General features: G+C 41.3%; 25 protein-coding genes, 1 tRNA gene, 1 other RNA gene and 3 pseudogenes. 18 read left to right on the forward strand and 12 right to left on the reverse strand.

Annotated features, from left to right (window positions below; translation table 11 throughout):
* Window position 1 precedes the first annotated feature (1 nt).
* The 5 genes and pseudogenes from L2764_RS14015 to L2764_RS14035 all read left to right on the forward strand — a co-directional run.
* Window positions 2-2,002 (forward strand): type IV pilus secretin PilQ, encoded by a 2,001-nt coding sequence (locus L2764_RS14015; protein WP_248940875.1) that lies wholly within the window; start codon window positions 2-4, stop codon window positions 2,000-2,002.
* Window positions 2,003-2,370: 368 nt separating this feature from the next.
* Window positions 2,371-2,886 carry a shikimate kinase AroK gene (gene aroK, locus L2764_RS14020; RefSeq protein WP_126507054.1) on the forward strand — a complete coding sequence of 172 codons (516 nt, stop codon included), beginning with the start codon at window positions 2,371-2,373 and terminating at the stop codon, window positions 2,884-2,886.
* A gap of 3 nt (window positions 2,887-2,889) precedes the next feature.
* Complete coding sequence (gene aroB, locus L2764_RS14025) at window positions 2,890-3,969, forward strand: 3-dehydroquinate synthase (RefSeq protein WP_248940876.1); 1,080 nt, start codon at window positions 2,890-2,892, stop codon at window positions 3,967-3,969.
* Window positions 3,970-3,987: 18 nt separating this feature from the next.
* A complete protein-coding gene (locus L2764_RS14030) occupies window positions 3,988-5,604 on the forward strand; it encodes an ATP-binding protein (protein ID WP_248940877.1) in 1,617 nt (538 codons plus the stop codon).
* 52 nt (window positions 5,605-5,656) lie between these two features.
* A pseudogene (locus tag L2764_RS14035) lies at window positions 5,657-6,481 on the forward strand (Dam family site-specific DNA-(adenine-N6)-methyltransferase); the annotation flags it as partial.
* Window positions 6,482-6,645: 164 nt separating this feature from the next.
* Here L2764_RS14035 and L2764_RS14040 read toward each other — a convergent pair.
* Window positions 6,646-6,831, reverse strand: coding sequence for a DUF2970 domain-containing protein (locus tag L2764_RS14040; protein WP_248940878.1), 186 nt, complete (start codon window positions 6,829-6,831; stop codon window positions 6,646-6,648).
* Window positions 6,825-7,151, reverse strand: coding sequence for a hypothetical protein (locus L2764_RS14045; protein ID WP_248940879.1), 327 nt, complete (start codon window positions 7,149-7,151; stop codon window positions 6,825-6,827). The genes L2764_RS14040 and L2764_RS14045 overlap by 7 nt, the downstream gene beginning before the upstream one ends.
* A 191-nt stretch (window positions 7,152-7,342) precedes the next feature.
* On the opposite strand from L2764_RS14045, the gene rpe reads away from it, so the two are divergent.
* The 3 genes from rpe (at window position 7,343) to trpS (ending at window position 9,889) form a co-directional block, all read left to right on the forward strand.
* A complete protein-coding gene (gene rpe / locus L2764_RS14050) occupies window positions 7,343-8,020 on the forward strand; it encodes a ribulose-phosphate 3-epimerase (protein ID WP_248940880.1) in 678 nt (225 codons plus the stop codon).
* A gap of 114 nt (window positions 8,021-8,134) precedes the next feature.
* A complete protein-coding gene (locus tag L2764_RS14055) occupies window positions 8,135-8,815 on the forward strand; it encodes a phosphoglycolate phosphatase (RefSeq protein ID WP_248940881.1) in 681 nt (226 codons plus the stop codon).
* A gap of 75 nt (window positions 8,816-8,890) precedes the next feature.
* Window positions 8,891-9,889: a tryptophan--tRNA ligase gene (gene trpS, locus L2764_RS14060; protein ID WP_248940900.1), complete on the forward strand. Its 999-nt coding sequence runs from the start codon at window positions 8,891-8,893 to the stop codon at window positions 9,887-9,889.
* A gap of 60 nt (window positions 9,890-9,949) precedes the next feature.
* On the opposite strand, the gene dolP is transcribed toward trpS, so the two are convergent.
* The 4 genes from dolP to L2764_RS14080 all read right to left on the reverse strand — a co-directional run bounded on the left by dolP (window position 9,950) and on the right by L2764_RS14080 (window position 13,713).
* The gene (dolP, locus tag L2764_RS14065; RefSeq protein WP_248940882.1) at window positions 9,950-10,519 is read right to left on the reverse strand and encodes a division/outer membrane stress-associated lipid-binding lipoprotein; all 570 of its coding nucleotides are present in this window, start codon (window positions 10,517-10,519) and stop codon (window positions 9,950-9,952) included.
* Window positions 10,516-11,109, reverse strand: coding sequence for a phosphoheptose isomerase (locus tag L2764_RS14070; RefSeq protein ID WP_248940883.1), 594 nt, complete (start codon window positions 11,107-11,109; stop codon window positions 10,516-10,518). The genes dolP and L2764_RS14070 overlap by 4 nt, the downstream gene beginning before the upstream one ends.
* 117 nt (window positions 11,110-11,226) lie before the next feature.
* The gene (locus tag L2764_RS14075; protein WP_248940884.1) at window positions 11,227-11,562 is read right to left on the reverse strand and encodes a YraN family protein; all 336 of its coding nucleotides are present in this window, start codon (window positions 11,560-11,562) and stop codon (window positions 11,227-11,229) included.
* A 297-nt stretch (window positions 11,563-11,859) separates the two neighbouring features.
* Window positions 11,860-13,713: a penicillin-binding protein activator gene (locus L2764_RS14080; RefSeq protein WP_248940885.1), complete on the reverse strand. Its 1,854-nt coding sequence runs from the start codon at window positions 13,711-13,713 to the stop codon at window positions 11,860-11,862.
* 89 nt (window positions 13,714-13,802) lie between these two features.
* On the opposite strand from L2764_RS14080, the gene rsmI reads away from it, so the two are divergent.
* Window positions 13,803-14,657, forward strand: coding sequence for a 16S rRNA (cytidine(1402)-2'-O)-methyltransferase (gene rsmI / locus L2764_RS14085; RefSeq protein WP_248940886.1), 855 nt, complete (start codon window positions 13,803-13,805; stop codon window positions 14,655-14,657).
* Between the two features lie 85 nt (window positions 14,658-14,742).
* An RNA gene (gene rnpB / locus L2764_RS14090) (RNase P RNA component class A) lies at window positions 14,743-15,092 on the forward strand.
* A gap of 73 nt (window positions 15,093-15,165) precedes the next feature.
* Here rnpB and L2764_RS14095 read toward each other — a convergent pair.
* From L2764_RS14095 to L2764_RS14105, 3 genes are all read right to left on the reverse strand, one after another.
* Window positions 15,166-15,699, reverse strand: a complete 534-nt coding sequence (locus tag L2764_RS14095) for a nuclear transport factor 2 family protein (protein ID WP_248940887.1) — start codon at window positions 15,697-15,699, stop codon at window positions 15,166-15,168.
* 343 nt (window positions 15,700-16,042) lie between these two features.
* A tRNA-Lys gene (locus L2764_RS14100) sits at window positions 16,043-16,118 on the reverse strand.
* A gap of 356 nt (window positions 16,119-16,474) precedes the next feature.
* The gene (locus L2764_RS14105) at window positions 16,475-17,026 is read right to left on the reverse strand and encodes a cytochrome b (protein WP_248940888.1); all 552 of its coding nucleotides are present in this window, start codon (window positions 17,024-17,026) and stop codon (window positions 16,475-16,477) included.
* 266 nt (window positions 17,027-17,292) lie between these two features.
* Between L2764_RS14105 and L2764_RS14110 the strand changes: the two genes are divergently transcribed.
* From L2764_RS14110 to L2764_RS14135, 6 genes are all read left to right on the forward strand, one after another.
* Window positions 17,293-17,688: a hypothetical protein gene (locus tag L2764_RS14110; protein WP_248940889.1), complete on the forward strand. Its 396-nt coding sequence runs from the start codon at window positions 17,293-17,295 to the stop codon at window positions 17,686-17,688.
* 99 nt (window positions 17,689-17,787) lie between these two features.
* Complete coding sequence (locus L2764_RS14115; protein ID WP_248940890.1) at window positions 17,788-18,123, forward strand: hypothetical protein; 336 nt, start codon at window positions 17,788-17,790, stop codon at window positions 18,121-18,123.
* A 226-nt stretch (window positions 18,124-18,349) separates the two neighbouring features.
* The gene (locus L2764_RS14120; protein ID WP_248940891.1) at window positions 18,350-19,189 is read left to right on the forward strand and encodes a helix-turn-helix transcriptional regulator; all 840 of its coding nucleotides are present in this window, start codon (window positions 18,350-18,352) and stop codon (window positions 19,187-19,189) included.
* Between the two features lie 55 nt (window positions 19,190-19,244).
* Complete coding sequence (locus L2764_RS14125; RefSeq protein ID WP_248940892.1) at window positions 19,245-19,976, forward strand: AzlC family ABC transporter permease; 732 nt, start codon at window positions 19,245-19,247, stop codon at window positions 19,974-19,976.
* Complete coding sequence (locus tag L2764_RS14130; RefSeq protein WP_248940893.1) at window positions 19,973-20,110, forward strand: hypothetical protein; 138 nt, start codon at window positions 19,973-19,975, stop codon at window positions 20,108-20,110. The genes L2764_RS14125 and L2764_RS14130 overlap by 4 nt, the downstream gene beginning before the upstream one ends.
* Entirely contained in the window at window positions 20,098-20,406 is a 309-nt protein-coding gene (locus L2764_RS14135; RefSeq protein WP_248940894.1) for a branched-chain amino acid transport AzlD family protein, read from the forward strand. Before L2764_RS14130 ends, L2764_RS14135 begins: the two co-directional genes overlap by 13 nt.
* A 136-nt stretch (window positions 20,407-20,542) precedes the next feature.
* Here L2764_RS14135 and fre read toward each other — a convergent pair whose 3' ends face one another.
* Complete coding sequence (gene fre / locus L2764_RS14140) at window positions 20,543-21,253, reverse strand: NAD(P)H-flavin reductase (protein WP_248940895.1); 711 nt, start codon at window positions 21,251-21,253, stop codon at window positions 20,543-20,545.
* Between the two features lie 55 nt (window positions 21,254-21,308).
* Window positions 21,309-22,799, reverse strand: a complete 1,491-nt coding sequence (gene ubiD, locus L2764_RS14145) for a 4-hydroxy-3-polyprenylbenzoate decarboxylase (RefSeq protein WP_248940896.1) — start codon at window positions 22,797-22,799, stop codon at window positions 21,309-21,311.
* Between the two features lie 252 nt (window positions 22,800-23,051).
* On the opposite strand from ubiD, the gene L2764_RS14150 reads away from it, so the two are divergent.
* Together L2764_RS14150 and L2764_RS14155 are read left to right on the forward strand one after the other, a co-directional pair.
* On the forward strand, window positions 23,052-23,729 hold the full coding sequence (locus tag L2764_RS14150) for a hypothetical protein (RefSeq protein WP_248940897.1): 678 nt from the start codon (window positions 23,052-23,054) through the stop codon (window positions 23,727-23,729).
* A 21-nt stretch (window positions 23,730-23,750) separates the two neighbouring features.
* A pseudogene (locus L2764_RS14155) lies at window positions 23,751-24,287 on the forward strand (CatB-related O-acetyltransferase); the annotation flags it as partial.
* 4 nt (window positions 24,288-24,291) lie between these two features.
* Here the strand turns inward: L2764_RS14155 and L2764_RS14160 are convergent.
* Window positions 24,292-24,395: pseudogene (locus L2764_RS14160) on the reverse strand (IS1595 family transposase); the annotation flags it as partial.

Here is a 24,395-nt window from a genome sequence, read left to right on the forward strand (position 1 = left end):
AATGATGAAAAAAGGTTTTCTCTATAGTTTTATTTTACTTTTATTCGGTATGAGTGTTTCCGCTTATGGCGAGAATCGGCTCATGGATGTGAAGTACCAAGATCAATTAGTCCATCAATTTGTATTGGAGTTGACGTTTGAAGCGCCATTATCTTCAGGGCCCAAAACGAGACTGCATACTGATCCTGCGCAAATCATATTAAGTTTTGATAATAGTGTTTCGAATTTAATTAAGAATAAATTATTAATAGGTCGAATGGGAGTAGAGTCGATACAGACAGCTGAAAGGGGAAATACACTAGATGTCATTATTGATTTATACAAAATACAAGCGTATGAAGAAAAGTTAGAAGGAAATCGTTACCAATTAACGATTAATGATGAGCAGATGGCAGTTAATAAGAGTCGATCTTTTATTAATAAAATCGAAAAGATTGATTTTAAAAGAACGGATAGTGGTGGTGGTGAGATCGATATTTATTTTCGTGAGACGCATATTGCAGCTAATTTACAGCAGTTAGGCACTCAGCTGGAGCTGCAATTATACAATACCGATATTAGCTCCGATTTACTTTATACCCTAGATGTGCAAGATTTTGCGACACCTGTGATGAACTTCGAAACGTTTAAAGATGCCAATATGACATCGTTTAGCATTAAGGTTTCTGGGGATTATCGTTATCGTTCCGAACAGGAAGGGCGATTATTGAAAATTATTATTGATAAGGATTTGCATCAGGGGATGGGCAGTGAGCCAAAGAAATATACCGGGCGGACCTTATCACTTAATTTTCAAAATATTTCAGTCAATAAAGTGTTACAGATCATCGCCGATTACAATAAATTTAATTTAGTGACAACGGATACGGTTAAGGGGGATATCACCCTACATTTAGATGATGTGCCTTGGGACCAAGCGTTAGATTTAATATTACAATCCAAAGGCTTAGATAAACGTATCGAAGGGAATATCTTATTGGTGGCCCCCAGTGAGGAAATCGCATTACGTGAAAGCCAAATGCTAAAAAATAAACAAAACATTATCCAGTTGTCGACACTTTACTCTGAATATATTCAAATTAATTATGCAAAAGCGAGTGATATCGCCACATTACTGAAAAGTGATACTTCAAGTTTACTTTCTCCAAGAGGCAGTGTGGCCGTTGATGAACGAACCAATACATTATTGATAAAAGATACCGAGGATAGTTTAGATAATATCCATCGTTTGGTGGAAGTGTTAGATATTCCTATTAAGCAAGTATTGATTGAATCTCGAGTGGTCACGGTCAGAGATAATGTCAGTGAAGATTTGGGGATCCGTTGGGGAATAACCGATGAGCAAGGCGATTTTGGGACATCAGGAACCATTGCTGGGGCTGAAAAAATCACCAATGGTGAAGTGCCGCCGATTGCTGAACGGTTGAATGTTAATTTGCCCGCGAATCCCATCGGATTGAATCCAACCAGTATTGCTTTTCATGTAGCTAAGCTGACTGATGGCACGATTCTAGATTTAGAATTGACGGCGCTTGAGCAAGAAGATAAAGCCGAAATTATTTCGAGTCCACGATTAATCACTGCTAATCAAAAAGCCGCTTATATTGAACAAGGTGTTGAAATTCCTTATGAAGAGTCGACTTCTAGCGGAGCCACTTCAGTGACCTATAAAAAAGCGGTATTATCGTTAAGTGTGACCCCACAAATTACCCCAGATAATCGCGTTATTTTGGATTTGGCGATCACTAATGATACCCCCAGTTTTGATACTGAAGGCGGTTTGACTATTGACACTCAGCGTATTAGTACACAAGTTTTGGTTAATCATGGTGAAACTATCGTATTAGGTGGGATTTATCAGAAAAGTATGATCAATAGCTCGAGTCGCGTTCCTATTCTTGGTGATATACCTTATTTGGGTTTTTTCTTTAGAAATAGTTCTAAAAGTAATGAAAGGCGAGAGTTACTTATTTTTGTGACGCCAAAAATCATTTCAGAATAATAATCTAAAATAATGAAAAGAGAAACGATGCAAAGTGACTTTTGTGCTAGCATGTTAAGGACGTTATCTTGTTCTTTATAGTACTTAAGGTCAGTATTCTCTCTAAAGTGCTATTCTTTACAATCTGAGTATTTCAAAAAGATCAACTTCCTGTATAAATTTACATGTCCTAAGGTGTTGATTTTAAGATAGTCCATTGGGTTTCTTTAGGCATTTTGAAGAGAATTCAATTTCACTGCTTGCCTTTGATGCTATTTAACTGAGATAATCAGTGGTCAAGTCTCAAGCGAGCAAGGTAACATTTAAGGTCGGTTTTATTTTTCAAATCGATGTAGGCAAACTTCATATAAGATTCAGACGTATAAGAAATGGCCGAAAAACGTAATATTTTTCTAGTAGGACCTATGGGCGCAGGTAAAAGCACCATTGGTCGACATCTAGCGCAGATGCTGCACTTAGAGTTCCACGATTCAGATCAAGAGATTGAAAGCCGCACTGGTGCGGACATTGCGTGGGTTTTTGATGTCGAAGGTGAAGAAGGTTTTCGCGTTCGTGAAACACAAGTCGTCGCTGACTTAACTGAAAAGCAAGGAATTGTATTAGCGACTGGAGGCGGCTCAATCCAAAGTAAGGAGATCAGAAATAATCTGTCTGCTCGCGGGATAGTCGTGTACTTGGAAACAACGATTGATAAGCAAGTTGCGCGTACTCAGCGTGATAAGCGTCGTCCTTTGTTACAAGTAGATGATCCAAGAGAAGTTTTAGAAAATTTAGCTGCGATCCGTAATCCACTTTACGAAGAAATTGCTGACGTTATCGTGAAAACCGATGAACAGAGTGCAAAAGTTGTCGCAAATCAAATTATTGAACAGCTAGGTTTTTAAATCATGACAAAACAAATTCAGGTTGAGCTTGGTACTCGTAGTTACTCGATAGTGATTGACCGGAATTTGATGAGTAATGGTGAGGTTATTACTCACCATCTCGAAAACAAAAAAGTCTTGATTGTGACTAATTCGACAATCGCGCCCTTGTATCTTGAAAAAGTACAAACTTTGTTAGCTAATTCTCTGCTTGTTGAGCCTGTTATTCTTCCGGATGGCGAGCAATACAAGACATTGGAGCAAATGGACGCGATTTTCACTTCCCTTTTAAAACAAAATTTAGGCCGTGATACGGTTTTGGTGGCGTTGGGGGGAGGGGTTATTGGTGATATGACTGGATTTGCTGCGGCTTCATATCAGCGCGGTGTCGATTTTATCCAAATTCCAACCACTTTATTAGCGCAAGTTGATTCTTCTGTTGGTGGGAAAACCGCAGTTAATCATGTTCTTGGAAAGAATATGATAGGGGCTTTCTATCAGCCAAAGTTAGTCATGATCGATACTGATTTTTTGTCCACCCTTCCTGTAAAAGAATTTTCGGCGGGTATGGCTGAGGTGATTAAGTATGGGATCATTTGGGATCAAGCATTTTTTGTTTGGCTTGAGGGGCATGTTGAAGAGTTAAAATCTCTTGATAATGAATCGCTTAAGTATGCTATTGGTCGCTGTTGTGACATTAAGGCTGAGGTCGTTGCATTAGATGAAACAGAACAATCTGTTCGTGCTTTGTTAAATCTGGGGCATACTTTTGGTCATGCTATTGAAGCTGAAATGGGGTATGGTGTTTGGTTGCATGGTGAAGCCGTTGCGGCGGGGACAGTATTAGCGGCAAAAACAGCGGTTAAAATGGGCTTGATCCAAGAGAGTGTTCTTGAGCGTATTTGTGCGTTATTTACTGCTTTTGATTTGCCTGTTACAGCGCCTGAATCGATGAACTTTTCAGATTTTATCAAGCATATGCAACGTGATAAGAAAGTTCAACAAGGGAAGATTAGGTTAGTTTTACCTAACGCCATTGGCCGAGCTGGTATTTATAGTGACGTCAGTAAAGCCATACTTAGAGAGGTCATTGGCGGCGCATAACTTGAATATGGATAACAAGTGACACCTCCAGAGTCGATATTACTACCCAGTCAAGAAGCCTTGTTATTGCGATTGCAGCATATTAGTTTATATGGCGAGCAGTTAATTCTACTTATAGGCGAGCAAGGCGCTGGCAAAACGACCATGATCAATGCTTTGCTTAATGAATTAGATGAGCATAGTCTTGCCTTGGTTACTTGCCCAAAACATTGTGATAGTGATGAAATTCGACGCAAGGTTTTAATTCAACTACTCAAAGACCCCGTTTTTGATGATGAATTAGCCTTACCTGACAGCTTACAACAAGCCGCTGATACTTTACCTCGTGCTATTTGCATTGTTATTGATGATGCGGATTTTTTACCTTACGAGATATGGGCTGAGTGTCTTGCATTGAGTCAGTTGTCTTTAGCTGAAACATCGATACGTGTCATTTGTACTACGGCAGATCAGTTTTTACCGTCTTTACTGGCTCAACTTTCGTCTATTCAAACCGAATTATTACTACCGATCAGCATTGATCCGCTTTCTTTAGAAGAGCGGCAGTCTCTTTATGATGCATTACTGCTTAGAAGTGAGCAAGCTCCCTTTATTGTACAAGATATTGTGTTGTCAAAGCTTTCTTCCCAAAAAGGGACACCTCAAGAAGTGGTCTCTCAGCTGGAATTAGCCTTAACGGATAATGGTTCATTAGTGCCTAAAAGAAAGTCGATTTCGAAGATGAAATGGACTGGTGTTTTTCTGTTTTTGGCTACGTTTGTTGGCGCAATGGTATTTTTATTGATGCCTAAATCGAGTTTAGTCGTCAAAACTAATGAGATTAGTCAGGTTATTGAAGTGCAAAACGATACTTTCGTAGGCGCTGAAGAGAAAGCACAGCAGTCAGAAGCATTAATGAGAAAAAGAGAAAGACTTGTTGTACAAGTAACGGGGAGTCGGTCAAAAGAGAGTGATATTGTATCCACTACAGGAAATACGATAGCGCAGATGCCGATCGTTATTGCTAAAGAAGAGCCGTTAGGCTTGGATGCCAGTGTGATTTTGCAGGCAGGTGAAGCGGGTTTAAAAGCAACTGAAATTGAAGCGTATAGTATTGCTCCCAGTATTGGTTTTAGTCAACAAGTGGCTTCGCAAAAGCCTGTGTTGCTAAATCAGACTGAGGTTAATAGAGAAGCGTCAAAACGGGATGAAACGCAAGTCTCTGCTTCAACGATTCAAGTGGATGCAAAGGACAATGTGCTGCAAACGCCAACCTCGTTTTCAACTAAAGTACTGTTAGGTGTGCTTGAAAATACGGCAGTTGAAAGTAAAAAACAGCAATCGTCGATAGTTTGGCCAATTTTAGTGAGCGTCATGCCGACTCAAGGCTATACGTTGCAATTGGCTAACGTGACGAAGATAGAGACTCTTTATCGAATATTAACAAAGGTTAAGGATGTTGAAGGACTGAGTGTTGCCCAATATAAGCAAGGTTGGTTAGTGTTAGTTGGACAGTTCGGGGAAAAAGAATTTGCAAATAAAAAGTCCTTATATCTCATTGATAAATATTATATTAATAAACCTTGGGTACGACGGTGGACTGATTTGAATGAATATGAACTACAAGTCAGTGTACCAAGTCGTGAAATTCAATAATAAACAGAGTACAATCATGTGCTTCTTTTTTTAGGGTATTCAGTCAATTTAAATGAGCAAAAAACAAAGAGCCTTTTTAAAGTGGGCCGGTGGAAAATTTAAACTGATTGAAGCTTTATCTCAATATCTGCCGAAGGGTGATAGATTAGTTGAGCCTTTTGTCGGGGCTGGATCTGTTTTTCTTAATACCGATTTCGACCGTTATCTGTTATGCGATATTAATCAAGATTTGATCAACCTTTATCAAATTGTTCAGCATGATCCTGATAGTTATATTAGTGCTGCAAAAGCCTTGTTTGTCGATGAGATGAACAATGCAAAAGCCTATTATCAGATCCGTGAACGTTTTAATCAAAGTATTGACCCATTCGAACGTTCTGTTTATTTTTTATACATGAATCGTTTTGGTTTTAATGGCTTATGCCGATATAACCGTAAAGGCGGTTTTAATGTGCCTTTTGGTTCTTATAAAAAACCTTATTTTCCTGAATTGGAGATCCGTGCTTTTTCGATTAAATCACAACAAGCCGAGTTTAGGTGTATAGGCTATGAAGAAGCCATTAATATGACGCGTAAAGGTGACGTGGTGTACTGCGATCCCCCTTATGCGCCGTTGTCGACAACGGCGAGTTTTACCACTTATGTTGGGGCGGGTTTTAGCTTAGATGATCAGGCCATATTGGCTAAAAAATCCCGTCATACAGCAATAGAACGTGGGATCCCGGTGTTAATCAGTAATCATGATATTCCATTAACACGTGAATTATATCGTGGGGCGCAGTTAGGCTGTATTCAAGTACAACGAAACATTAGTCAAAAAGGCAGTGCTCGTAAGAAGGTGGATGAATTATTTGCTTTATATGATGATGCTTATGATGAATCTCATGTTGAATCGGCAAAACTGACACCCATTACGTCGAAGAAAGGTGGATTCGTTTCGAGTGGAAAGCCGAAAAAAGTCAGCCGTTTGAAATAAGGCTTTAGTTAAAAAAACCTTGCATTAGCAAGGTTTTTTGTATCATCAGTACGTGTTTATTCTTCTTAGCCTAATACTTGGGTGACGATAAAAAGTAAGCCGCCTACAAATAAGATGGCAATAAACACCCCCATGGCAATAAAAGGGACAATGGACTTTGTTTGAAAATCACGTACACGATTGTGCTCGGATTGCACACCAAAAAAGGCGGCAAGTGTGCTGATCAGTAGGTGCCAGACGTTTTTTAACATAAATTTAGACTCTGATGGCTATTGATTGAAGACACTTGGCTTAAAGGAATACGGGTGTTACCGTGCAGCAATTCCAAAAAGTCGATAAAATGTAGCTGATTTGTACGACTTTGTCCTGTTAACCAATTCATCCACGTTAATGATTGTACTTGTGTTGTACAATGATTTTTGGGATGACTTGCAGGTAAGTCCTTACGGTATTCTTTTATTTGTGATGTGCAATAATTATTGGATGAATTAAAGGTAGGGATATTGTTCATGCTGAGCAGTAATATCACCGTACCTAAAGTGCAACTCATGAAAAATACAGTTATTTTCATGTTTAAAAACCTTATAAGCTTCCCTAACATGGTATTTCCTTAGTCGCCTTCCTTTGCAAGCTTTTCAGTATAACAAACTAAATAACGTTTTGAACATAATTGTAACAATAAATTTCTGTTTTTAACGGTAGTGTCTCTGCGGGCTTAAGGTTAAAATAGCGTACTTCTTACACATGACCGTGAGTTTGTCTATGCGCCCATTTTTAATTGCTCCTTCTATTCTTTCTGCTGATTTTGCTCGTTTAGGCAGTGATGTCGACGCTGTTCTAGATGCGGGAGCTGACGTGGTTCATTTTGATGTGATGGATAACCACTACGTACCGAATTTAACTGTAGGGCCTATGATTTGCCAAGCATTGCGTGATTATGGGATAACGGCTGACATTGATGTGCACTTAATGGTGAAACCCGTTGATCGCATCATTCCTGACTTTGCCAAAGCGGGAGCGTCTATTATTACTTTTCATCCTGAAGCCTCAGAGCATATTGATCGCAGTTTACAGGTCATTAAAGAATCAGGCTGTAAAGCGGGTTTAGTGTTTAATCCAGCAACGCCTTTGCATTATCTCGATCATGTGATGGATAAACTTGATGTTATTTTGTTGATGTCCGTTAATCCTGGGTTTGGGGGGCAGTCCTTTATTCCCTCTACGTTAGATAAATTACGTCAAGTACGCCAGCGTATCGATGAGAGTGGCTTTGATATTCGTCTTCAAGTAGATGGTGGCGTTAAGGTCGATAATATCGCTGACATAGCTAAAGCAGGGGCTGATATGTTTGTTGCCGGTTCCGCTATTTTTAATCAGCCAGATTATAAAGCGGTGATTGATGATATGCGCAGTGAGCTCGCTTCGGTGCATGAAGCTTGAGTGGTGTCAGTTTACATAGAGATAAATGATATAGTTTTGGCTGATGATATGCGCAGTGAACCCACTTTTGTGCATGAAGCTTGAGTGGTGTCAGTTTAGATAGAGATAAATGATATGGTTCTGGCTGATGTGAGTAAAGTGAAAGCAGTCGCCTTTGATCTTGACGGTACCTTAGTGGATAGCGCACTGGATTTAACGGTTGCAGTACAAGATTGCTTATCAGAATTAGGGCTTCCTCTTTGTTCAGAGGAGCAAGTGCGTTTGTGGATTGGCAATGGCGCGGAAGTGTTAATGCACCGAGCACTCATGTTTGCGACGAGTGCTGATGTTGAAGAGACTCGTTTAGCGGAGGTTATGCCAAGGTTTAAGTGGCATTACCAACAGAATTTACAAAAACACAGTCGACTATATGCGGGGGTTTTAGCGGTTTTAGGCCGCTTACATGACTCTGGTATACGTTTAGCTATCGTCACTAACAAGCCTTATGCTTTTACTGTACCTTTGTTAGCGGGGTTCGGTTTAAGTGCTTTTTTTTCCTTAGTCTTAGGTGGGGATTCATTAGATAAAATGAAGCCGGATCCACAGCCATTATTGCATTTGATGCATGAGTGGGGGTTAAAGGAAGATGAGATAATCATGGTTGGCGATTCAAAAAATGATATCTTAGCGGCCAAAGCCGCAGGTATAGGCTCAATTGGCTTGACCTATGGCTACAATTACGGTGAAGATATTGCGCTGAGCTGTCCCAATGCGGTATGTCATCAATTGAATGATATTTTACCGCTGATATTATAATGTTAAATTTACGCATTGAGTATTCAAGCTGTTTACTGATGCACTTATGGAGTAATGAAAAAAATGACCACGTCACTGCCTAAACCTATCGTACTGAGCGGTGCACAACCCTCAGGGGAATTAACCTTAGGTAATTATATGGGTGCATTACGTCAGTGGGTGGCGATGCAGGATAGCCATGATTGTTTGTATTGTGTGGTTGATTTGCATGCTATTACTGTGCGTCAAGATCCTAAATTATTGCGAGAAGCCTGCCTTGATACGCTAGCCTTGTATCTCGCTTGTGGGGTTGACCCTAAAAAGAGTACCGTTTTCATTCAATCGCAAGTTCCTCAGCATACCCAATTAGGTTGGGCTTTAAATTGTTATACCCAAATGGGTGAGTTGAATCGTATGACACAATTTAAAGATAAATCTCAAAAGCATGCTAATAATATTAATGTGGGCTTATTTGGTTACCCGGTATTAATGGCTGCGGATATTTTGTTATATCAAGCTAATGAAGTGCCTGTTGGGCAAGATCAAAAGCAACATTTAGAGCTGACACGTGATATTGCAACGCGCTTTAATAATGCCTATGGTGACACTTTTACTGTTCCTGAACCTTTTATTCCTGAATTTGGGGCTAAAGTGATGTCATTGCAAGATCCCCTTAAAAAGATGTCTAAATCTGATGATAATCGCAATAATGTGATTGGCTTGCTTGAAGATCCTAACAAGATCATCAAGAAAATAAAAAAAGCCATGACAGACAGTGAAGAGCCTCCTGTAGTGCGTTTTGATATTGACAATAAGCCGGGTGTATCCAATCTATTGAGTTTAATGTCGGGTGTGACAGGTCAGAGTATCGCGTCTTTAGAGACTGAGTTTGAAGGTAAAATGTATGGTCATTTAAAAGGGGCAACCGGTGAAGCGGTGGTCAGTATGATTGAGCCATTGCAGGTGCGTTATAAGGAGTTTAGAGCCGATCAGACCTTGTTAAAGCAGATCATGCATGAAGGCGCTGAAAAAGCACAGGCGCGTGCTGAAGTGACGGTTAAAAAGGTGTATGAAAAAATTGGTTTGCTGGTTTAACCTTTAGATTCGTTGATCGATAAAAAACCTGCATTGGCAGGTTTTTTATACCTTAAGTGTTTAAGTGTCCACATATTCAAAGACTTTTATGACTTTTCGAACGCCAGAGGTATTACGGGCAACCTCAACGGCGAGATCGGCTTGCTCTTTTGCGACGTAGCCAATCAAAAAGACCTCACCATTTTCAGTAATGACTTTTATATTGGTCATATCCAAATTTTGTTCACTCAGCATACGGCCTTTGACCTTGGTGGTGATCCAAGAGTCATTGCTGCGAGTCGTAAAAGAGGTGGGATTACCGATACGAATTTGATTATGGATTTTGCCACCCAAGCCTAAGCCTTTCACGACACTAATGGCTTTATTCCTAAGCATGGAGCTGGGTGCTTGACCAATTAACAACACATTGTTGTTCATCACTACTGCTGAAATATTGGCTTGATTTTTGAGATCGACTTGGGAAGAAAGTGCACTGGCTATATTAAAGTTTGCATTGGTATCGTCCAGTTGAGTACTGACTGGACGTTCATCATTGGCAACCATGGCGCCGCTGACGGCGCCAACCACCAGCGCCCCCGCACAGCCTTGCAATAAAAACAGAGAAAGAAAGAATGGGAGCCAAGCTCTCATTGTTGCTCATCCTGTGGGAAAAGTGTTCTGTCGATGTTGTCACATAGGCAATGAATGGCCAATAGGTGGACTTCTTGTATGCGGGCGGTGACCTTTGAAGGCACACGAATTTCAACATCATTTACGCTTAATAAACCTGCCATTGGGCCCCCGTCTTTACCGGTTAGCGCGACAATAGTCATATCACGACTGAGAGCGGCTTCAATGGCTTTTATCACATTGCCTGAATGGCCGCTAGTAGAGATGGCAAGTAAGATATCACCAGGTTGACCTAAGGCTAAAATTTGCTTAGAGAATACTTCATCATAGCTGTAATCATTCGCAATAGCCGTTAATGTTGAGCTATCGGTTGTGAGTGCGATGGCGGGGAGGGGTGGACGCTCCACTTCATAGCGATTTAGGAGTTCGGCAGAAAAATGTTGTGCATCACCCGCACTGCCCCCATTACCACAGGCAAGAATTTTATGACCGCCGAGTAAACAATGAACCATCATTTCTGCGGCTTTGGAAATGGATTCAGGTAAGGCTTCTGAAGCATCAATTTTTGTCTGGATAGATTCGGTAAAACTATGTTTAATACGGTCTAACATGGATAAATCCTTAACGAGTGTGTGCTTTAGCGCTTGGGTTAACGGCTCTATGCCAACATGAATCAATGAGTCTTAATACTCATTGAACGGTCGGTCTGGCATAAGCTGCGATAAAATTTAAAATGCATCGCAGATCCATTCAATAGTATTTGGATCAATAGCGATAAAATCAAATCGACAAATAGCATTTATTTGGTTTAATTGTAAATAATGGCTTGCTGCTCGCCTTATGCGTTGTTGCTGCCTTTGACTTAGTGCATTGATTGCACCACCAAATTGTAAACCTGAGCGGTATTTTACTTCAACAAATACCCAAACAGTACCTTCTTTCATGATTATATCTATTTCACCGAACGGAAAACTCACATTTTGGGTGATAAATTGTAAGCCTTGCCGCTGTAAATAGATAATGGCTGCTTGTTCACTTTCTTGTCCATGATTGCGCTTAGGCACCCTATCATCCCTGAATGTTCCTTTATGAGGTTGAGTATATACCCAAAGGGCGGGTTGATGCGAATATCTGAGTCCGTCAACATGTTCAATTGGCTTGGTCTATTTATCTTCTTTACTTTAGTGCATTTTATTATGCAATAGTTTCATTATTGAGTGACAATTGATTGTGTTATTTGTTTCCACATATCGAAAAAGGGCTACTGGCATATGGATTTTTCTTATGACTTACAAAAAAACACACTAATTTAGCGATATCATCACACATTAAAGCTGCATGAACTGCAGCTTATTGATGGATTATTGTGATAAAGGCTTCAAGTTGCCTCTCTGGTAACGCCCCCAGCTCAGTTGCCTGTTAACGCGGCCTTGCTCTGTTACTGACAAGACCCCACTGAGTCCATTAAGTTGATAGCCTGGCAGCGCGCGCATTTGAGCCAGTTTGCCGACGAGATCAATAGCATCATATCCCATGCTATAAAGGCGTTTTTTACTGTTACTCCATGTGGGCCATAGCTGACTGACCATACGCGTATCAGAATCGGGACGAATGAGCCAAGGAATGTCACTGATAGTGAGATTATTAAGTTCTTCATCGGCTTCTCGGCCGCCATCTTTTAAATGGCTGCGGCTACTTGCGTATAAAGGAACTGGCTGGGTAAAAACACTAAAATTGACATCAATAAAGGGTTTTAATAAGGCTAAATCGTGACTGGCTGAGAGCATATAAATGGCATCAATATCACGGCGAGAGCGAAAATCGGCTTTGATCGGTATATTCAATAAACGTTTTAGTGCGGATATGCGCTCTTTACTGTCGATAACGCCGAGGGCTTTTTGGACCGTGACCTTCATTTTATCGCCAGCATCATAAAAATGAACTTCAGCAGGGCTCTGGGTTAATTCGCTCCATGTTTTACTGAAACTATCCGCCATGTTGTGGCCGAGTTTATCATTACTGGCTAATATCAATGGAATTTTTATGCCATCTTTAAATAATCGATTGGCGGCATCATTGGCTTCATCACTAGGAGATAGGGCAAAGTAAAATTGATCTTTATTGGGTGTAGCCCCTTTAACGCTGTTTAAGAATAATTGCGGGATCACTTGGCCATTATTGGTTAATGGTTGATGGGTTGATGTGTCAGTAGTATGCAGTGCTGCAACTGATTCAGGCAGTAATGGCCCTATGATAAATTCTGCTCCCGAGGCCACCGCGGTTTGATAAGCGGCTTTGGGATCTTGCGCGGTATCAAAAAAGTTTACTTTAACATCATTTGCATTTTGGGCTAAATAACTGGCCATGATCCCCTGTTTAACGGGATCCGCAATGACGGCTCTAGGACCACTTAGTGGTAAGAGTACCGCGATATTATTGGGTCGATAAGGCTTAGTATTGAGGGCGTTTTCCAGATCGGTTGGGAGTTTTCGGGTCGCTGGATGTGATGGGTTTTGTTGTTGCCAGCGGCTTAATTGGCTCACTAGCTGGTTTGGGTCAACCGCATAACGTTTAGTGAGATAGGCTAATTGGAGCCAACCTGCAAAAATAGGATCGTCTTTATCTGCTGTGAAACGTTTCAGGGTTTCTTCAGCAAGAGGCTGTAAAGTGCGCCAAATATTATCATTAACTTCATTGGCTTGTGTCATCGGTAAATATTGACTGAGATGACTTAATTGACGGACTTCTTCAATGGGTTGATTACGTTCTTGGTAAAGTTGGGCTTTTAATTGATAATAACTGACCCATTGCCAGTTAGCTAGCCGCCAGTTATTGGGATAATCCAAACTTTTAATGGCTTCGTCATTGCGGTTTTGCACTTTCAATATTCTTGCTTTGAGATATTTAAATTCGGCTTGTAGTTCGCTGATGGGTAATAATGTGGCTTGCATAGAGTTCAATAATTGATCGGCGGTATTGACATCCCCGGCATTGATCATGGCGTGAGCGGCTAATAATAAGTAACGTTCTCTCGGTTGCTGATTTTTTTCAGCTTTCGCTTTTGTTAAATATTGCGCCGATGTTAAAGGGGCGCTGATTAAAGAAATGCTAGTCGATTCAGTCTGTACTGGGCCGGTTGTGGTCGCACAACCGAACAAAACAGCCGAAAACATGGCGATAGAAATTAATTTAGTTGTATTCAGGCTTTTCAACACAGGTCTTCACTCTGGTAAGATGCTGCCTGTAGTTTAACCTTCTCTCACGCTTGACGAAAGTCTTGTTGATAATCAATACAGAGGTAGATATGGGCCTGCCGGTCGCACTTTACATTGTTCCAACCCCAATTGGTAACTTAGAAGATCTAAGTTCTCGTGCAATAACAATACTTAAGCAAGTTTCATTGATTGCCTGTGAAGACACTAGGCACAGTGGTAAATTATTGAGCCATTTTAGTATTGAGACTAAAAAAATAGCACTACATGATCATAATGAACGCGATAGATCGCAATGGATCATTCAAAAATTGACTAATGGAGAGGCGGTCGCACTCATTTCTGATGCGGGGACGCCATTGATTTCGGATCCTGGCTATCATTTGGTCTCTCAAGTTCGCGCGGCAGGGTTTGATGTGACGCCTTTGCCGGGTCCTTGTGCGGCGATCACGGCGTTAAGTGCATCAGGCTTACCGTCGGACCGTTTCTCATTTGAAGGCTTTTTACCGTCGAAAGAAAAAGGTCGTGCCGATAAACTCACTGATTTAAAAGAAGATCCTCGTACCTTGATTTTCTATGAATCACCTCATCGGATAGTACAGAGTTTAACCTCGATTGCTGCTGTGTTAGGGGACGATCGTGAAGTTGTAATGGCAAGGGAGGTGACCAAAATCTTTGAGACGTTTTTATCGGGTCCCGTTGTTGATGTGCTTGAGCGAGTGACAAACGATGCAAATCAACAAAGAGGGGAAATCGTACTCATGTGTCATGGTTATCGTAGCCCCAAACTTGAGGGGGACGAGCAAGCGATTCCGACTAAAGTGATGCAAACATTGACGTTATTAAATGAAGAGTTGCCGTTAAAAAAAGCGGCAGCCATTACGGCTGAAATTTATGGTTTAAAAAAGAATGCACTCTATAAGCAAGGTTTAGCGGCCGGTTTATAGTGAGTAACACACCGTTTTGCTCGACAATTGAGCAGTTGAGTTGTGTTATTTGCATTTATGCTGGGCTTGAGGGTATACTCCGCGCCGAGTTGGCCAGACAGTTGCCGCGCCGCAAGGCGGGGAGGAAAGTCCGGGCTTCATAGAGCAGGGTGCCAGGTAACGCCTGGGCGGTGTGAACCGACGACAAGTGCAGCAGAGAGGAGACCGCCTGTTCAATTTATTGAATAGGTAAGGGTGAAAGGGTGCGGTAAGAGCGCACCGCATGGCTAGTAATAGTTCATGGCAAGGTAAACTCCACCCGAAGCAAGATCAAATAGGGTTCCGTATGGCGTGGCTCGCGTTGGAACCGGGTAGATCGCTTGAGCCTGTGAGCGATTGCAGGCCTAGATGAATAACTGTCCACGACAGGACCCGGCTTATCGGCCAACTCACCTCATCTTAGAAAGCCGCTGATTTTATTATCAGCGGCTTTTTTGTGTCTAACTTTTATTGCTGAAATTGAAGGGTTTTAGGCTCTGCTTTTTACTAATTCTAATAATTTATGTACGCAGCCTTGTCCATTAACGGGCAGCTTTTCCTCGTCAATCAGTCCTACTTGAGCCAGTACTGAGGCTTGATCCCAATATATTCGTTCGCTGGCCACTTTACCGTCTTTAAAGTTGACGATGACGATGACGATGGTGAAAAACGCTATTTTTTTGTTTGTTGGGGCCACATTAGGAAGAAGCCAAGGGATCTCTTGATCATGGCTTAAGCTCATTACGAGTTCGGTAACAAGCAGATCAGTATTAAAAGACTTTGAGATGACTTCAATTTTCATGTCATCTGGAAAGTGGCCGATGAATTCTTTTTCATAAAACTCGCGTACATCGTGGTAATTATCTCCGCCACGCAGTGTGGGTATATTGATGACATAGGGGTTATTGTCCATGGTTGCCATCGTGTCATGAATGCTTTTCTGCTCAAATTCAGCCGCCATGTGCTCTTCAAAGATGTCGACATATTGTTGCTGTAACGGTGATAATGTCTCTTTATCTGACAAGTTATCTCTCCTCAGAAGTTTTACTTTTAACTTATTGTAGTTAAATTTTTTGAAGATGTTTTTTGTTACGGAATTAAAGCTTGGCGGTATTTTATATCAGGGGGCGTATTAGGTTTTTTCGTAGCAGATATTGGGGATTGATCCGTGAATGAGTGACTTTTTAAGCAGAACTTATTTTACTGGTTAAATTTATTCATTGATTTTAAACAATTATTGACTTTATGGTTGGATTTGATTTTAAATTTGAGTCGGTGAAATACGCGATATATAGCGTTAGACATTGATGATTACAGATAGTTAAATCATAGTGTGATTTTTGAGGGGGATTTTAGTAAGAACAGAGTGGTGGGTCGTGAAGGATTCGAACCTTCGACCAATTGGTTAAAAGCCAACTGCTCTACCGACTGAGCTAACGACCCATCTCTGAAAGCGAGCGCATGGTACCCCGATCGATTTATTTAAGCAAGTGAAAAATGGAATTTTTTGGCTTTTATTATGGGTGATCTTCTTGAGTGGTTTATTTTTGTACTCACGTTCTAATTATTGATCCATTAAGACCGTTTATCCGTTGTTAGATGTTTGCGATACATGATGAGAAAGTCTATCTAAAGTGAGTTGAAATTTATTTTATTGGAGTGAATACACTTTAGATTTAGCGGGAGCATTACTTGAAGATATCGGCTAGTTGAGGCCTGCAAGTACAGTTAATTAAGAGTGATGATAGTCAATAATGGCTATGTTAACAGCGGCAGAGCCGCTGTTAACTTTGAATTGTTTAAATATTTTTACCAAAGATACGTCTTAAGCTTCCGTCTTTATCGATGATATGATGTTTGAGGGCGCCTAAAATATGCAAACTAATCGCTGCGACCATAATGTTTGCCCCCGCACCGTGAATGTTTTCACCAAGCTCACCTATGTTAGCGGCAATGGGAATGGCTTTACCAGCACTATCCAGATTCGCGTGAAGCAGCTCTAAACCGAACACATACAAGCCGTTGCCACTGCCTGCAGACATTAGCATGCCGGAAATAGGCTGGAGTAATATGCCGATAATGAGTAACCAATGGACGATCCTTGCCAAAACACGCTCTACGGTACTGTATTGACTGACAGGAATAGGCCAGCCGTTGATATATCGCCAAATCACTCGCCAAAGGATCAGAATAAACAGCAAGATCCCAGTCGACTGATGAATGGGGAAAAGTGCAAAGGCATTATAGTTGGTCATATAGAAACCGACCGTTAGCATGCAGATGAACACGATCGCGATGATCCAGTGAAGGCTTAGGGTGATGGAAGAAAACTTTTCTTTAGTATCTTTCATGTTGTCTCTCAATAGAAGCTCGGTTTATTTCAGTATAATATTAAAAAGACAAAAAGGGGCTATACTGATAGGTCTTTACAATTTATCAGCTTTATGGCGTGCGTGTGTTTATCAAGAAGTGGATTTTATTTGTGCTTTTTTATTAGTTGAAATAGCTAAATTTAGGGATGAAACATGAGATTAAAAGTTGATCCATACCATTACAATTCAAAAAAGTGAGACGGCTTTTTGTTAGTGTTATCGGTTGCTTTATTTTACAAGCTTGCATGATAGTGCCAGTCCCCGTTCCTGCACCGAGGCCTGCTTCACCGCCACCTAGATTTACTGCCTGCCATACCGTAACCCACCAATGGGAGTTGCAAACAAAAGCATTGGGCAGTTTAAGGGGCTGCCAATACTCCAGTCAGTTAAGTGGGATATGTGTGGTAACCTTTGGGCTGATTGTGCCATTGGGATCGTTGATTGTCTCTGGCAGTGTGTACGTCGTGGGTAACAGCTTGCATTGGCTTGAATATCAAGGTCGTTGTGATGATGGTGCTATTCAACAAGGTTTGGCACTTTTTAAAATGAGTGAGACACAAGCTGATGAGCCTCAAAAAGATGATCTTGAGTTTAAAGTCGACACGATATCCCAAAAGAGGTTGAAAAATGGCGTGTTATAGAGTGTATTCAATAAGTCTTTTATAAAAAAAACAGTGTGTTGGCTTGTGGTGATAATATACTAGATGAAGTTCAATATTTTATAAGACAACGAGGACGAAATGAGGTTATTGAAGGGAATGGTGTTTGGCATGGGAGCGCTACTTTCAGGTCAATTAATGGCATCAGAGGCGATTGATATAGGGAAAATAAGTGAGATTTCTTATCGGGATGGGTACGTGACGTTAAGAGTCATAGGCGATGATGGAACCAATTTTTGTGAAGCTTGTCCTGGCGATCCAGGTGGTCGTAGTACCAAGAAATGCTGGATAGAAGAATCTAAAACCGCCCAAATCAGTATGTTGCTTTCTGCGCAGGCTCGAGGTAAAAAAGTCTACGGGCGTGTTCCCGATATCACCAAGGACTGTAAATTATACCAAATGTCGATTGAAGATTAATTGATAAGCTTTTTTGCGTAATTGCAATAGGGCTCAAAGAAACAATGAGCTCTATATAGTGAGTTAAGTTTCCTCTTATTATTTTGATTATTTATCCTGGTTGCAAAAACACAATCTGCACCGCCTTAAGCTGTTTAATTAATAAAAATATGCGCAATTTTGTACAAAACAAGTGTTTAAGTTTACGTTATGATGGGCTGATACCTATTTCGTGCAGCTGTTGTTGATGAAAAAGAACAATATAGAACGCGCAGATTATCATTTCACTGAAGAGTTGGGTGGCATTGAGCGACTGGATGCCAGTTACCATAAACAAAATTTCTCTCGTCATAGTCATGAAGGTTATACTGTCGGTGTGATAGAAGAGGGGGCGCAGCGTTTTTTTAGAACTGGAAATAATCATATTGCGCCTCAGCACAGTATTATTTTGATTAACGCGGATGAGGTGCACAGTGGTCAATCTGCCACTGAGAATGGATGGTCATACCGTGCTATGTATCCTGTCCCTGCACTTTTTGAATCGATCAGTCGGGAGTTAGGCCTAAATCATGGTGCCCCTTATTTCCCTGAAGCAGTGGTCTATGACGAGCATATGGCTAATATGCTGCGGCTTGGATTTACCACGCTGAATACTTCAGATAATCGATTATTACGTGAAACATTAATTTATTCGATGTTGATTAAATTGGTTGCTCGCCACAGCAAAGCTAGGCCAGATAATCGGTTAAATGTTGCCGCAACACCTCAAATGTTATTAGTGAAACAATTTTTAGATGATCAGCCCCAAGTCGATGTGTCTTTAGTGGAGTTGGCTAATTTAGTTAATTTGAGTCCATGCTATCTTTTGAGGCAATTTCAACGTCATTTTGGTCTGCCACCTCATACCTATCAAATACAGTTAAGGCTCCGGTTAGCCAAGCAGTTGATTAGTCAGGGGAGTAGCTTGTTGGATGTGGCTTTAGAATGTGGTTTTCATGATCAGAGCCATTTTTCACGTCACTTTAAAAAGACCCTTGGGGTGACACCGGGAAATTTTGCTAAGGCCATAGGCAATATCATACAATAATCAGTGGCTTGTTTGATTTAATCTGTTGGAATGACTTATTCTGTAAGCGTTAATCATGACAATATTATTTAAGAAAACCTCTCCACTTTATCAATCCCGTACTCGAGCTATGTTGAAAGGAGCATGGGTGATCGCGCCTTTATCCATTGCGGTCATACCTTGGGGAATGCTGGCGGGTTCACTCGCGATTGACGCGGGTTTATCCCCACTAGAAACGCAATTTATGTCGTTAACCATCTTTGCTGGCGCAGCACAATTAGCCGCGATTGGTATGCTAAAAGCTGGAGTGGGTTTGGGCAGTATTTTATTGTCTACCTTGCTGATCACCTCGCGTCATTTACTTTATGCTATGGCGTTAAGAAAAAATATCAGTCCATTACGATTACGCTGGAGATTGGGGTTGGGTTTTTTGTTAACGGATGAATTATTTGCTATTGCCTCGCTGAAACAAGAAACAGAAACACTTTTTGAACCATGGTATTTGTTGGGAGCGGGCTTGAGTTTTTACCTATGCTGGAATGCATCGACATTGTTAGGCATTTTAGCGGTGAATGCTTTACCTGAATTCGATCAATGGGGTTTAGACTTTGCGATTGTGGCGACTTTTATTGCCATTATCATTCCTATGATAAAGAATCGATCCAGTTTAGTGTGTGTCTTTACCGTGGCCGTCAGTGCCGTAATATGTCAATTATATCAAGTGCAAGCTGGATTATTGATCTCGACATTGTTAGGGATGATAGTCGGTGTTCTCTATGCCAAGCTGACTCAGGAGGCAGTAGCATGATGTTGTTTATTATGGCTGTCTGTGCAGTATTACATCAAGTGCAAGCTGGGTTATTGATCTCGACATTGTTAGGGATGATAGTCGGTGTTCTTTATGCCAAGTTGAGTCAGGAGGTTGTCGCATGGCGTGGTTGATGATAGGGATGATGACATTAGTGGTCTTTATGAGCCGTTACACTTTTCTTGAAGCTCGTTTACCCTTGAAAAAATTTGAAAAAATACAGGTTTTCCTTGGTTATTCAGCTCCTGCGGTGTTAACGGCTATCGCAGCACCGATTGTTTTTGTTCGGGAGGGCAGTGAGCTTAGTATGGGTATGGATAACGGATATTTAATGGCCGGAATAGTGGCTTGTGTTTTGGTTTATTTAACCAAAAATACCTTACTGACTGTAGTCTTGAGTATGGCACTGTTTTTGTTTTTAACGTGCTAATGTAGAGTTGTGAATACGAAGGCGGGATCGTTGATCTTATGGTTTCATTTAGGCATAAAAAAGCCGCGACTTAAAATAAGTGGCGGCGCGATCAAGCGATCCATTTTACCGAAGGTTCAATGGGTCGTTAAAGACGTTATTTGATAAAAGCGAAGGCATCACCATAGAGATGATCTTCTTCAACGCCCATACTACGGAATACTTCCCGTGCTGCGCCTACCATATCAAATCGGCCTGCGATATAGATATCAAAGCCGGTTAAGCGGGTGAAGTCGGCTTGAATTTGCTCTAACAAGTTGGCTTCTTTACCTTGCCAATCTTGACTGGCTTCTTCTATCACAGGAACAAAATGTAACCAAGGGTGCGCGTCATGCCACTGCCTTGCAATATCTTCATAGTACATGGCTTCTTGCGTACGGCAACCCCAATAAAGTTGGGTTTCTATGGCTTGATCCAATGCAATTTGCTGCTCAACGATGCTCTTGATATAAGAAAATCCAGTGCCACCCGCAATGAGTAAACGTGGACGCTGGCTATCACTTCTAAAGTGCGCATCACCGCCGGGGATTTCAATCTCGATTGAACCGTCTTTTTGCAGGCATTGCTGAAGTCGCTGAACAACTTGCATAGGATAGTTTTCGCTAACAGCGGCGCCGATATGTAATTCGATATGCTCAGCATCGGGGGCACTGGCGATAGAGAAAGGACGCTTGTCTTTTTCATTCATGACGATACATAAATATTGTCCTGCCTTAAAATCAAAGGCGGTTTCAGGTTTGAGAATAACCTGAAAAACGGCATCGTTAAAGGGGGACACTTTTTCAATTTTACAACGAATGGTGTTCATCTAACTTCCTTGAATATGCCATTTTATTGGTGGCGTATACTGCTTACATTATGGCTTAAACTTTTGGTTTGTGTGTAGGCTCATCAATGCCTAACTCTTGCCAAATATCGTCGACTTTTTGCTTTACGGCTTCATCCATTACGATAGGGGTTCCCCATTCTCGAGTGGTTTCACCTTGCCACTTATTGGTTGCATCTAATCCCATTTTAGAACCGAGTCCCGACACTGGTGAGGCAAAATCTAAATAATCAATCGGAGTATTGTCGATCATGACAGTATCACGGCTCGGATCCATTCGGGTGGTGATCGCCCAAATGACATCTTGCCAGTCACGACAATTAATATCCTCATCGACAACCACAATAAACTTGGTATACATGAATTGACGTAAAAAAGACCAAGCGCCCATCATCACGCGTTTAGCATGGCCAGGATATTGTTTGCGGATTGAAATGACCGCCATGCGGTACGAGCAGCCCTCGGGTGGCAAGTAGAAATCCACAATTTCGGGGTATTGTTTTTGTAAAATAGGCACAAAGACTTCATTTAGTGCGACACCTAACATGGCTGGCTCATCGGGTGGACGTCCAGTGTAGGTGCTGTGATAAATGGGATCTTTTCTGTGAGTCATATGGGTGACCGTGAATACTGGAAATTCATCGGTTTCATTATAGTAGCCAGTATGATCGCCGTAAGGTCCTTCTTCTGCCATTTCGGTGGGATCTATGTAGCCTTCTAAGATAATTTCGCTGCTGGCTGGGACTTCTAAATCACAACTTAGGGCTTTACAAACTTGAGTGCGCTCACCACGAAGCAGGCCTGCAAAGGCATATTCGCTCATTGAATCGGGTACTGGGGTGACAGCGGCTAAGATGGTAACAGGATCGCTTCCAAGGGCGACAACGACTGGATAACGCTCGCCAGGATGTTGCTCTTTGAAGTCTTTAAAATCGAGTGCACCACCGCGATGATCGAGCCAGCGCATGATGAGCTTATTTCGGCTTAACAATTGTTGGCGATAAATGCCTAAATTTTGCCTTTCTTTATTTGGGCCTTTGGTAATAGTCAATCCCCAGCTGACCAAAGGAGCTGCGTCACCGGGCCAGCAATGCTGTACGGGTAACTGGGTTAAATCAACATCATCACCAGTGATAACCACTTGCTGACAAACCGGATTCCGCACCGTTTTGGGTGGCATATTTAAGGCTTGTTTAAATTTAGGAATTTTGGCAATGGCATCTTTAAAGCCTCTTGGAGGCTCAGGCTCTTTTAAAAAGGCTAACAGTTCCCCGACATCTCTTAGGGCGAGAGGATCATCTTTACCCAGTGCCATGGCGACACGTTTAGGGCTACCAAATAAGTTAGCCAGTACCGGGATAGTGTGGCCCTTAGGATTCTCAAATAAAAGAGCGGGGCCATTACTGCGGAGTACCCTATCGGCAATTTCCGTCATTTCTAGATGAGGATCAACGGGATAGCTAATACGTTTTAATTCACCACTGTGTTCAAGGTGGTCAATGAAACTACGCAAATCCTTAAAACTCATATGGAAATATTCTCTAATGTCAGGGGAAATATGGGCGGCACTATAGCATTTAACCTTAGTTCAAGTCATCTATGCTTTGCTTAAGTTATCGTTATTTTACCGTGAATGAATGGGGGTATCGCTGATGAAGTTAAGACTCAATTTGATGAGATTAAAAATGCTTTATGTTATGGGTGATTGAAAGTGATTTGGGTATAAACTAAGGTAAAGGTAACTCCATTTAGCTTTTAGCTTTGACGTCGGAGATAAAATATGCGTATTGTCACCACCCATATCATTGCATTCATGCTGTTATTCCCCAGTGTATCTGTGTTTGCGGACTCTTCGCAAAATAGCCAACAAAAATCGCAGCAAAAATATCAAAAAAACGCTCATAAGCAAGTGTCTAATAGCCAATCGAAATATCATCATCAACCTAATGTTAACCACAGTCAGACTTACCGAAAAAATCAGTATGTCTACAATAGAGATTATTACGCTAACCGTAATAATAACCACAATACTTATGCTTATAACAGTCGCTATGGTTATAACTCGGGTTACAGAAGTCGCGTTGGCTGGAGTATCGGGGTGGGCAGTGGCTGGAATAGTGGTTACGGCGGTTATCCCTACGGGGGCTACTATGGTTCACGATGGGGCCCAAACTGGGGAACAGGTTGGGGATACCCTTGGAACCGAGGAGGATATTACGGTAGCTCTATTCTATTTCCTTTTGGCTGGAGTCAACCTATTCGGCGTCAAAGCGCACCGAAAGTGATAGCGCCCCCTAAGCAAGTCACAACGAGTGTTGAGTACAGTCAAGGACTAACACATTTGCCGGATAATGCCAAAGTGATACAAACCAATAATGGAACCCTTTATGAATGGCAAGGGGTTAATTATCGTTATGATTGGCAAACACAAACTTATCAAAAAGTGAAACATGATTAAGTTGTAGAGCAAGGGATGATAATGAAACAGAATAAGCATTGGTCGAAAATGCAGTTACTGCATGAGGTTGCCACCAATCCTAATATTATTGTAAAGGGAACACATAGTTATTACAGTGATGCTTATGATGAGGGATTTGAATCTTCAGTTGTGCGTTATTTACATGGCGATGAAGTCAGTCGTCAATGGCAACCTAAATGGCATATAGATCAACTTCATATCGGAGATTATGTTTGCATTGGTGCCGAAGTGGTTATTTTAATGGGCGGTAATCATACTCATAGGGATGATTGGTTCTGCTTATATCCTTTTATGGAAAATATCGAACAAAGCTATCTTGGCAAAGGTGATACCCATATTAATGATGGGGCGTGATTAGGAATGCGAGCGATGATTATGCCAGGAGTCCATATTGGTGAAGGGGCTATCGTTGCTGCAAACAGTGTTGTAACAAAAGATGTAGCTGCTTACAGTGTTGTAGGTGGTAATCCGGCAAAGCGTATCAAGTTCCGTTTTTCGCAGGATATTATAGCGCGTTTGCTAGCGTTAAAAATTTACCTGATTACCCATAAAGCTCAGCCATGCTTAAATACTTCTGTGGCATAGGAGCAGTTCGTAGTGCGACATACATAAATCGTGGCAACATGTCTTCAAGCGAGAACCTTC

Source organism: Shewanella surugensis (assembly GCF_023284005.1).
Lineage (GTDB): Bacteria > Pseudomonadota > Gammaproteobacteria > Enterobacterales > Shewanellaceae > Shewanella > Shewanella surugensis.

Excerpts from the sequence above, each read along its gene's own strand:
- L2764_RS14015 (WP_248940875.1), top strand. The coding sequence starts at position 2 with ATGATGAAAAAAGGTTTTCTCTATAGTTTTATTTTACTTTTATTCGGT.
- aroK (WP_126507054.1), top strand. The coding sequence starts at position 2,371 with ATGGCCGAAAAACGTAATATTTTTCTAGTAGGACCTATGGGCGCAGGT.
- aroB (WP_248940876.1), top strand. The coding sequence starts at position 2,890 with ATGACAAAACAAATTCAGGTTGAGCTTGGTACTCGTAGTTACTCGATA.
- L2764_RS14040 (WP_248940878.1), bottom strand. The coding sequence starts at position 6,831 with ATGTTAAAAAACGTCTGGCACCTACTGATCAGCACACTTGCCGCCTTT.
- L2764_RS14045 (WP_248940879.1), bottom strand. The coding sequence starts at position 7,151 with ATGAAAATAACTGTATTTTTCATGAGTTGCACTTTAGGTACGGTGATA.
- rpe (WP_248940880.1), top strand. The coding sequence starts at position 7,343 with ATGCGCCCATTTTTAATTGCTCCTTCTATTCTTTCTGCTGATTTTGCT.
- L2764_RS14055 (WP_248940881.1), top strand. The coding sequence starts at position 8,135 with ATGGTTCTGGCTGATGTGAGTAAAGTGAAAGCAGTCGCCTTTGATCTT.
- dolP (WP_248940882.1), bottom strand. The coding sequence starts at position 10,519 with ATGAGAGCTTGGCTCCCATTCTTTCTTTCTCTGTTTTTATTGCAAGGC.
- L2764_RS14070 (WP_248940883.1), bottom strand. The coding sequence starts at position 11,109 with ATGTTAGACCGTATTAAACATAGTTTTACCGAATCTATCCAGACAAAA.
- rsmI (WP_248940886.1), top strand. The coding sequence starts at position 13,803 with ATGGGCCTGCCGGTCGCACTTTACATTGTTCCAACCCCAATTGGTAAC.
- L2764_RS14105 (WP_248940888.1), bottom strand. The coding sequence starts at position 17,026 with ATGAAAGATACTAAAGAAAAGTTTTCTTCCATCACCCTAAGCCTTCAC.
- L2764_RS14110 (WP_248940889.1), top strand. The coding sequence starts at position 17,293 with ATGATAGTGCCAGTCCCCGTTCCTGCACCGAGGCCTGCTTCACCGCCA.
- L2764_RS14115 (WP_248940890.1), top strand. The coding sequence starts at position 17,788 with ATGAGGTTATTGAAGGGAATGGTGTTTGGCATGGGAGCGCTACTTTCA.
- L2764_RS14120 (WP_248940891.1), top strand. The coding sequence starts at position 18,350 with ATGAAAAAGAACAATATAGAACGCGCAGATTATCATTTCACTGAAGAG.
- L2764_RS14125 (WP_248940892.1), top strand. The coding sequence starts at position 19,245 with ATGACAATATTATTTAAGAAAACCTCTCCACTTTATCAATCCCGTACT.
- L2764_RS14130 (WP_248940893.1), top strand. The coding sequence starts at position 19,973 with ATGATGTTGTTTATTATGGCTGTCTGTGCAGTATTACATCAAGTGCAA.
- L2764_RS14135 (WP_248940894.1), top strand. The coding sequence starts at position 20,098 with ATGGCGTGGTTGATGATAGGGATGATGACATTAGTGGTCTTTATGAGC.
- fre (WP_248940895.1), bottom strand. The coding sequence starts at position 21,253 with ATGAACACCATTCGTTGTAAAATTGAAAAAGTGTCCCCCTTTAACGAT.
- ubiD (WP_248940896.1), bottom strand. The coding sequence starts at position 22,799 with ATGAGTTTTAAGGATTTGCGTAGTTTCATTGACCACCTTGAACACAGT.
- L2764_RS14150 (WP_248940897.1), top strand. The coding sequence starts at position 23,052 with ATGCGTATTGTCACCACCCATATCATTGCATTCATGCTGTTATTCCCC.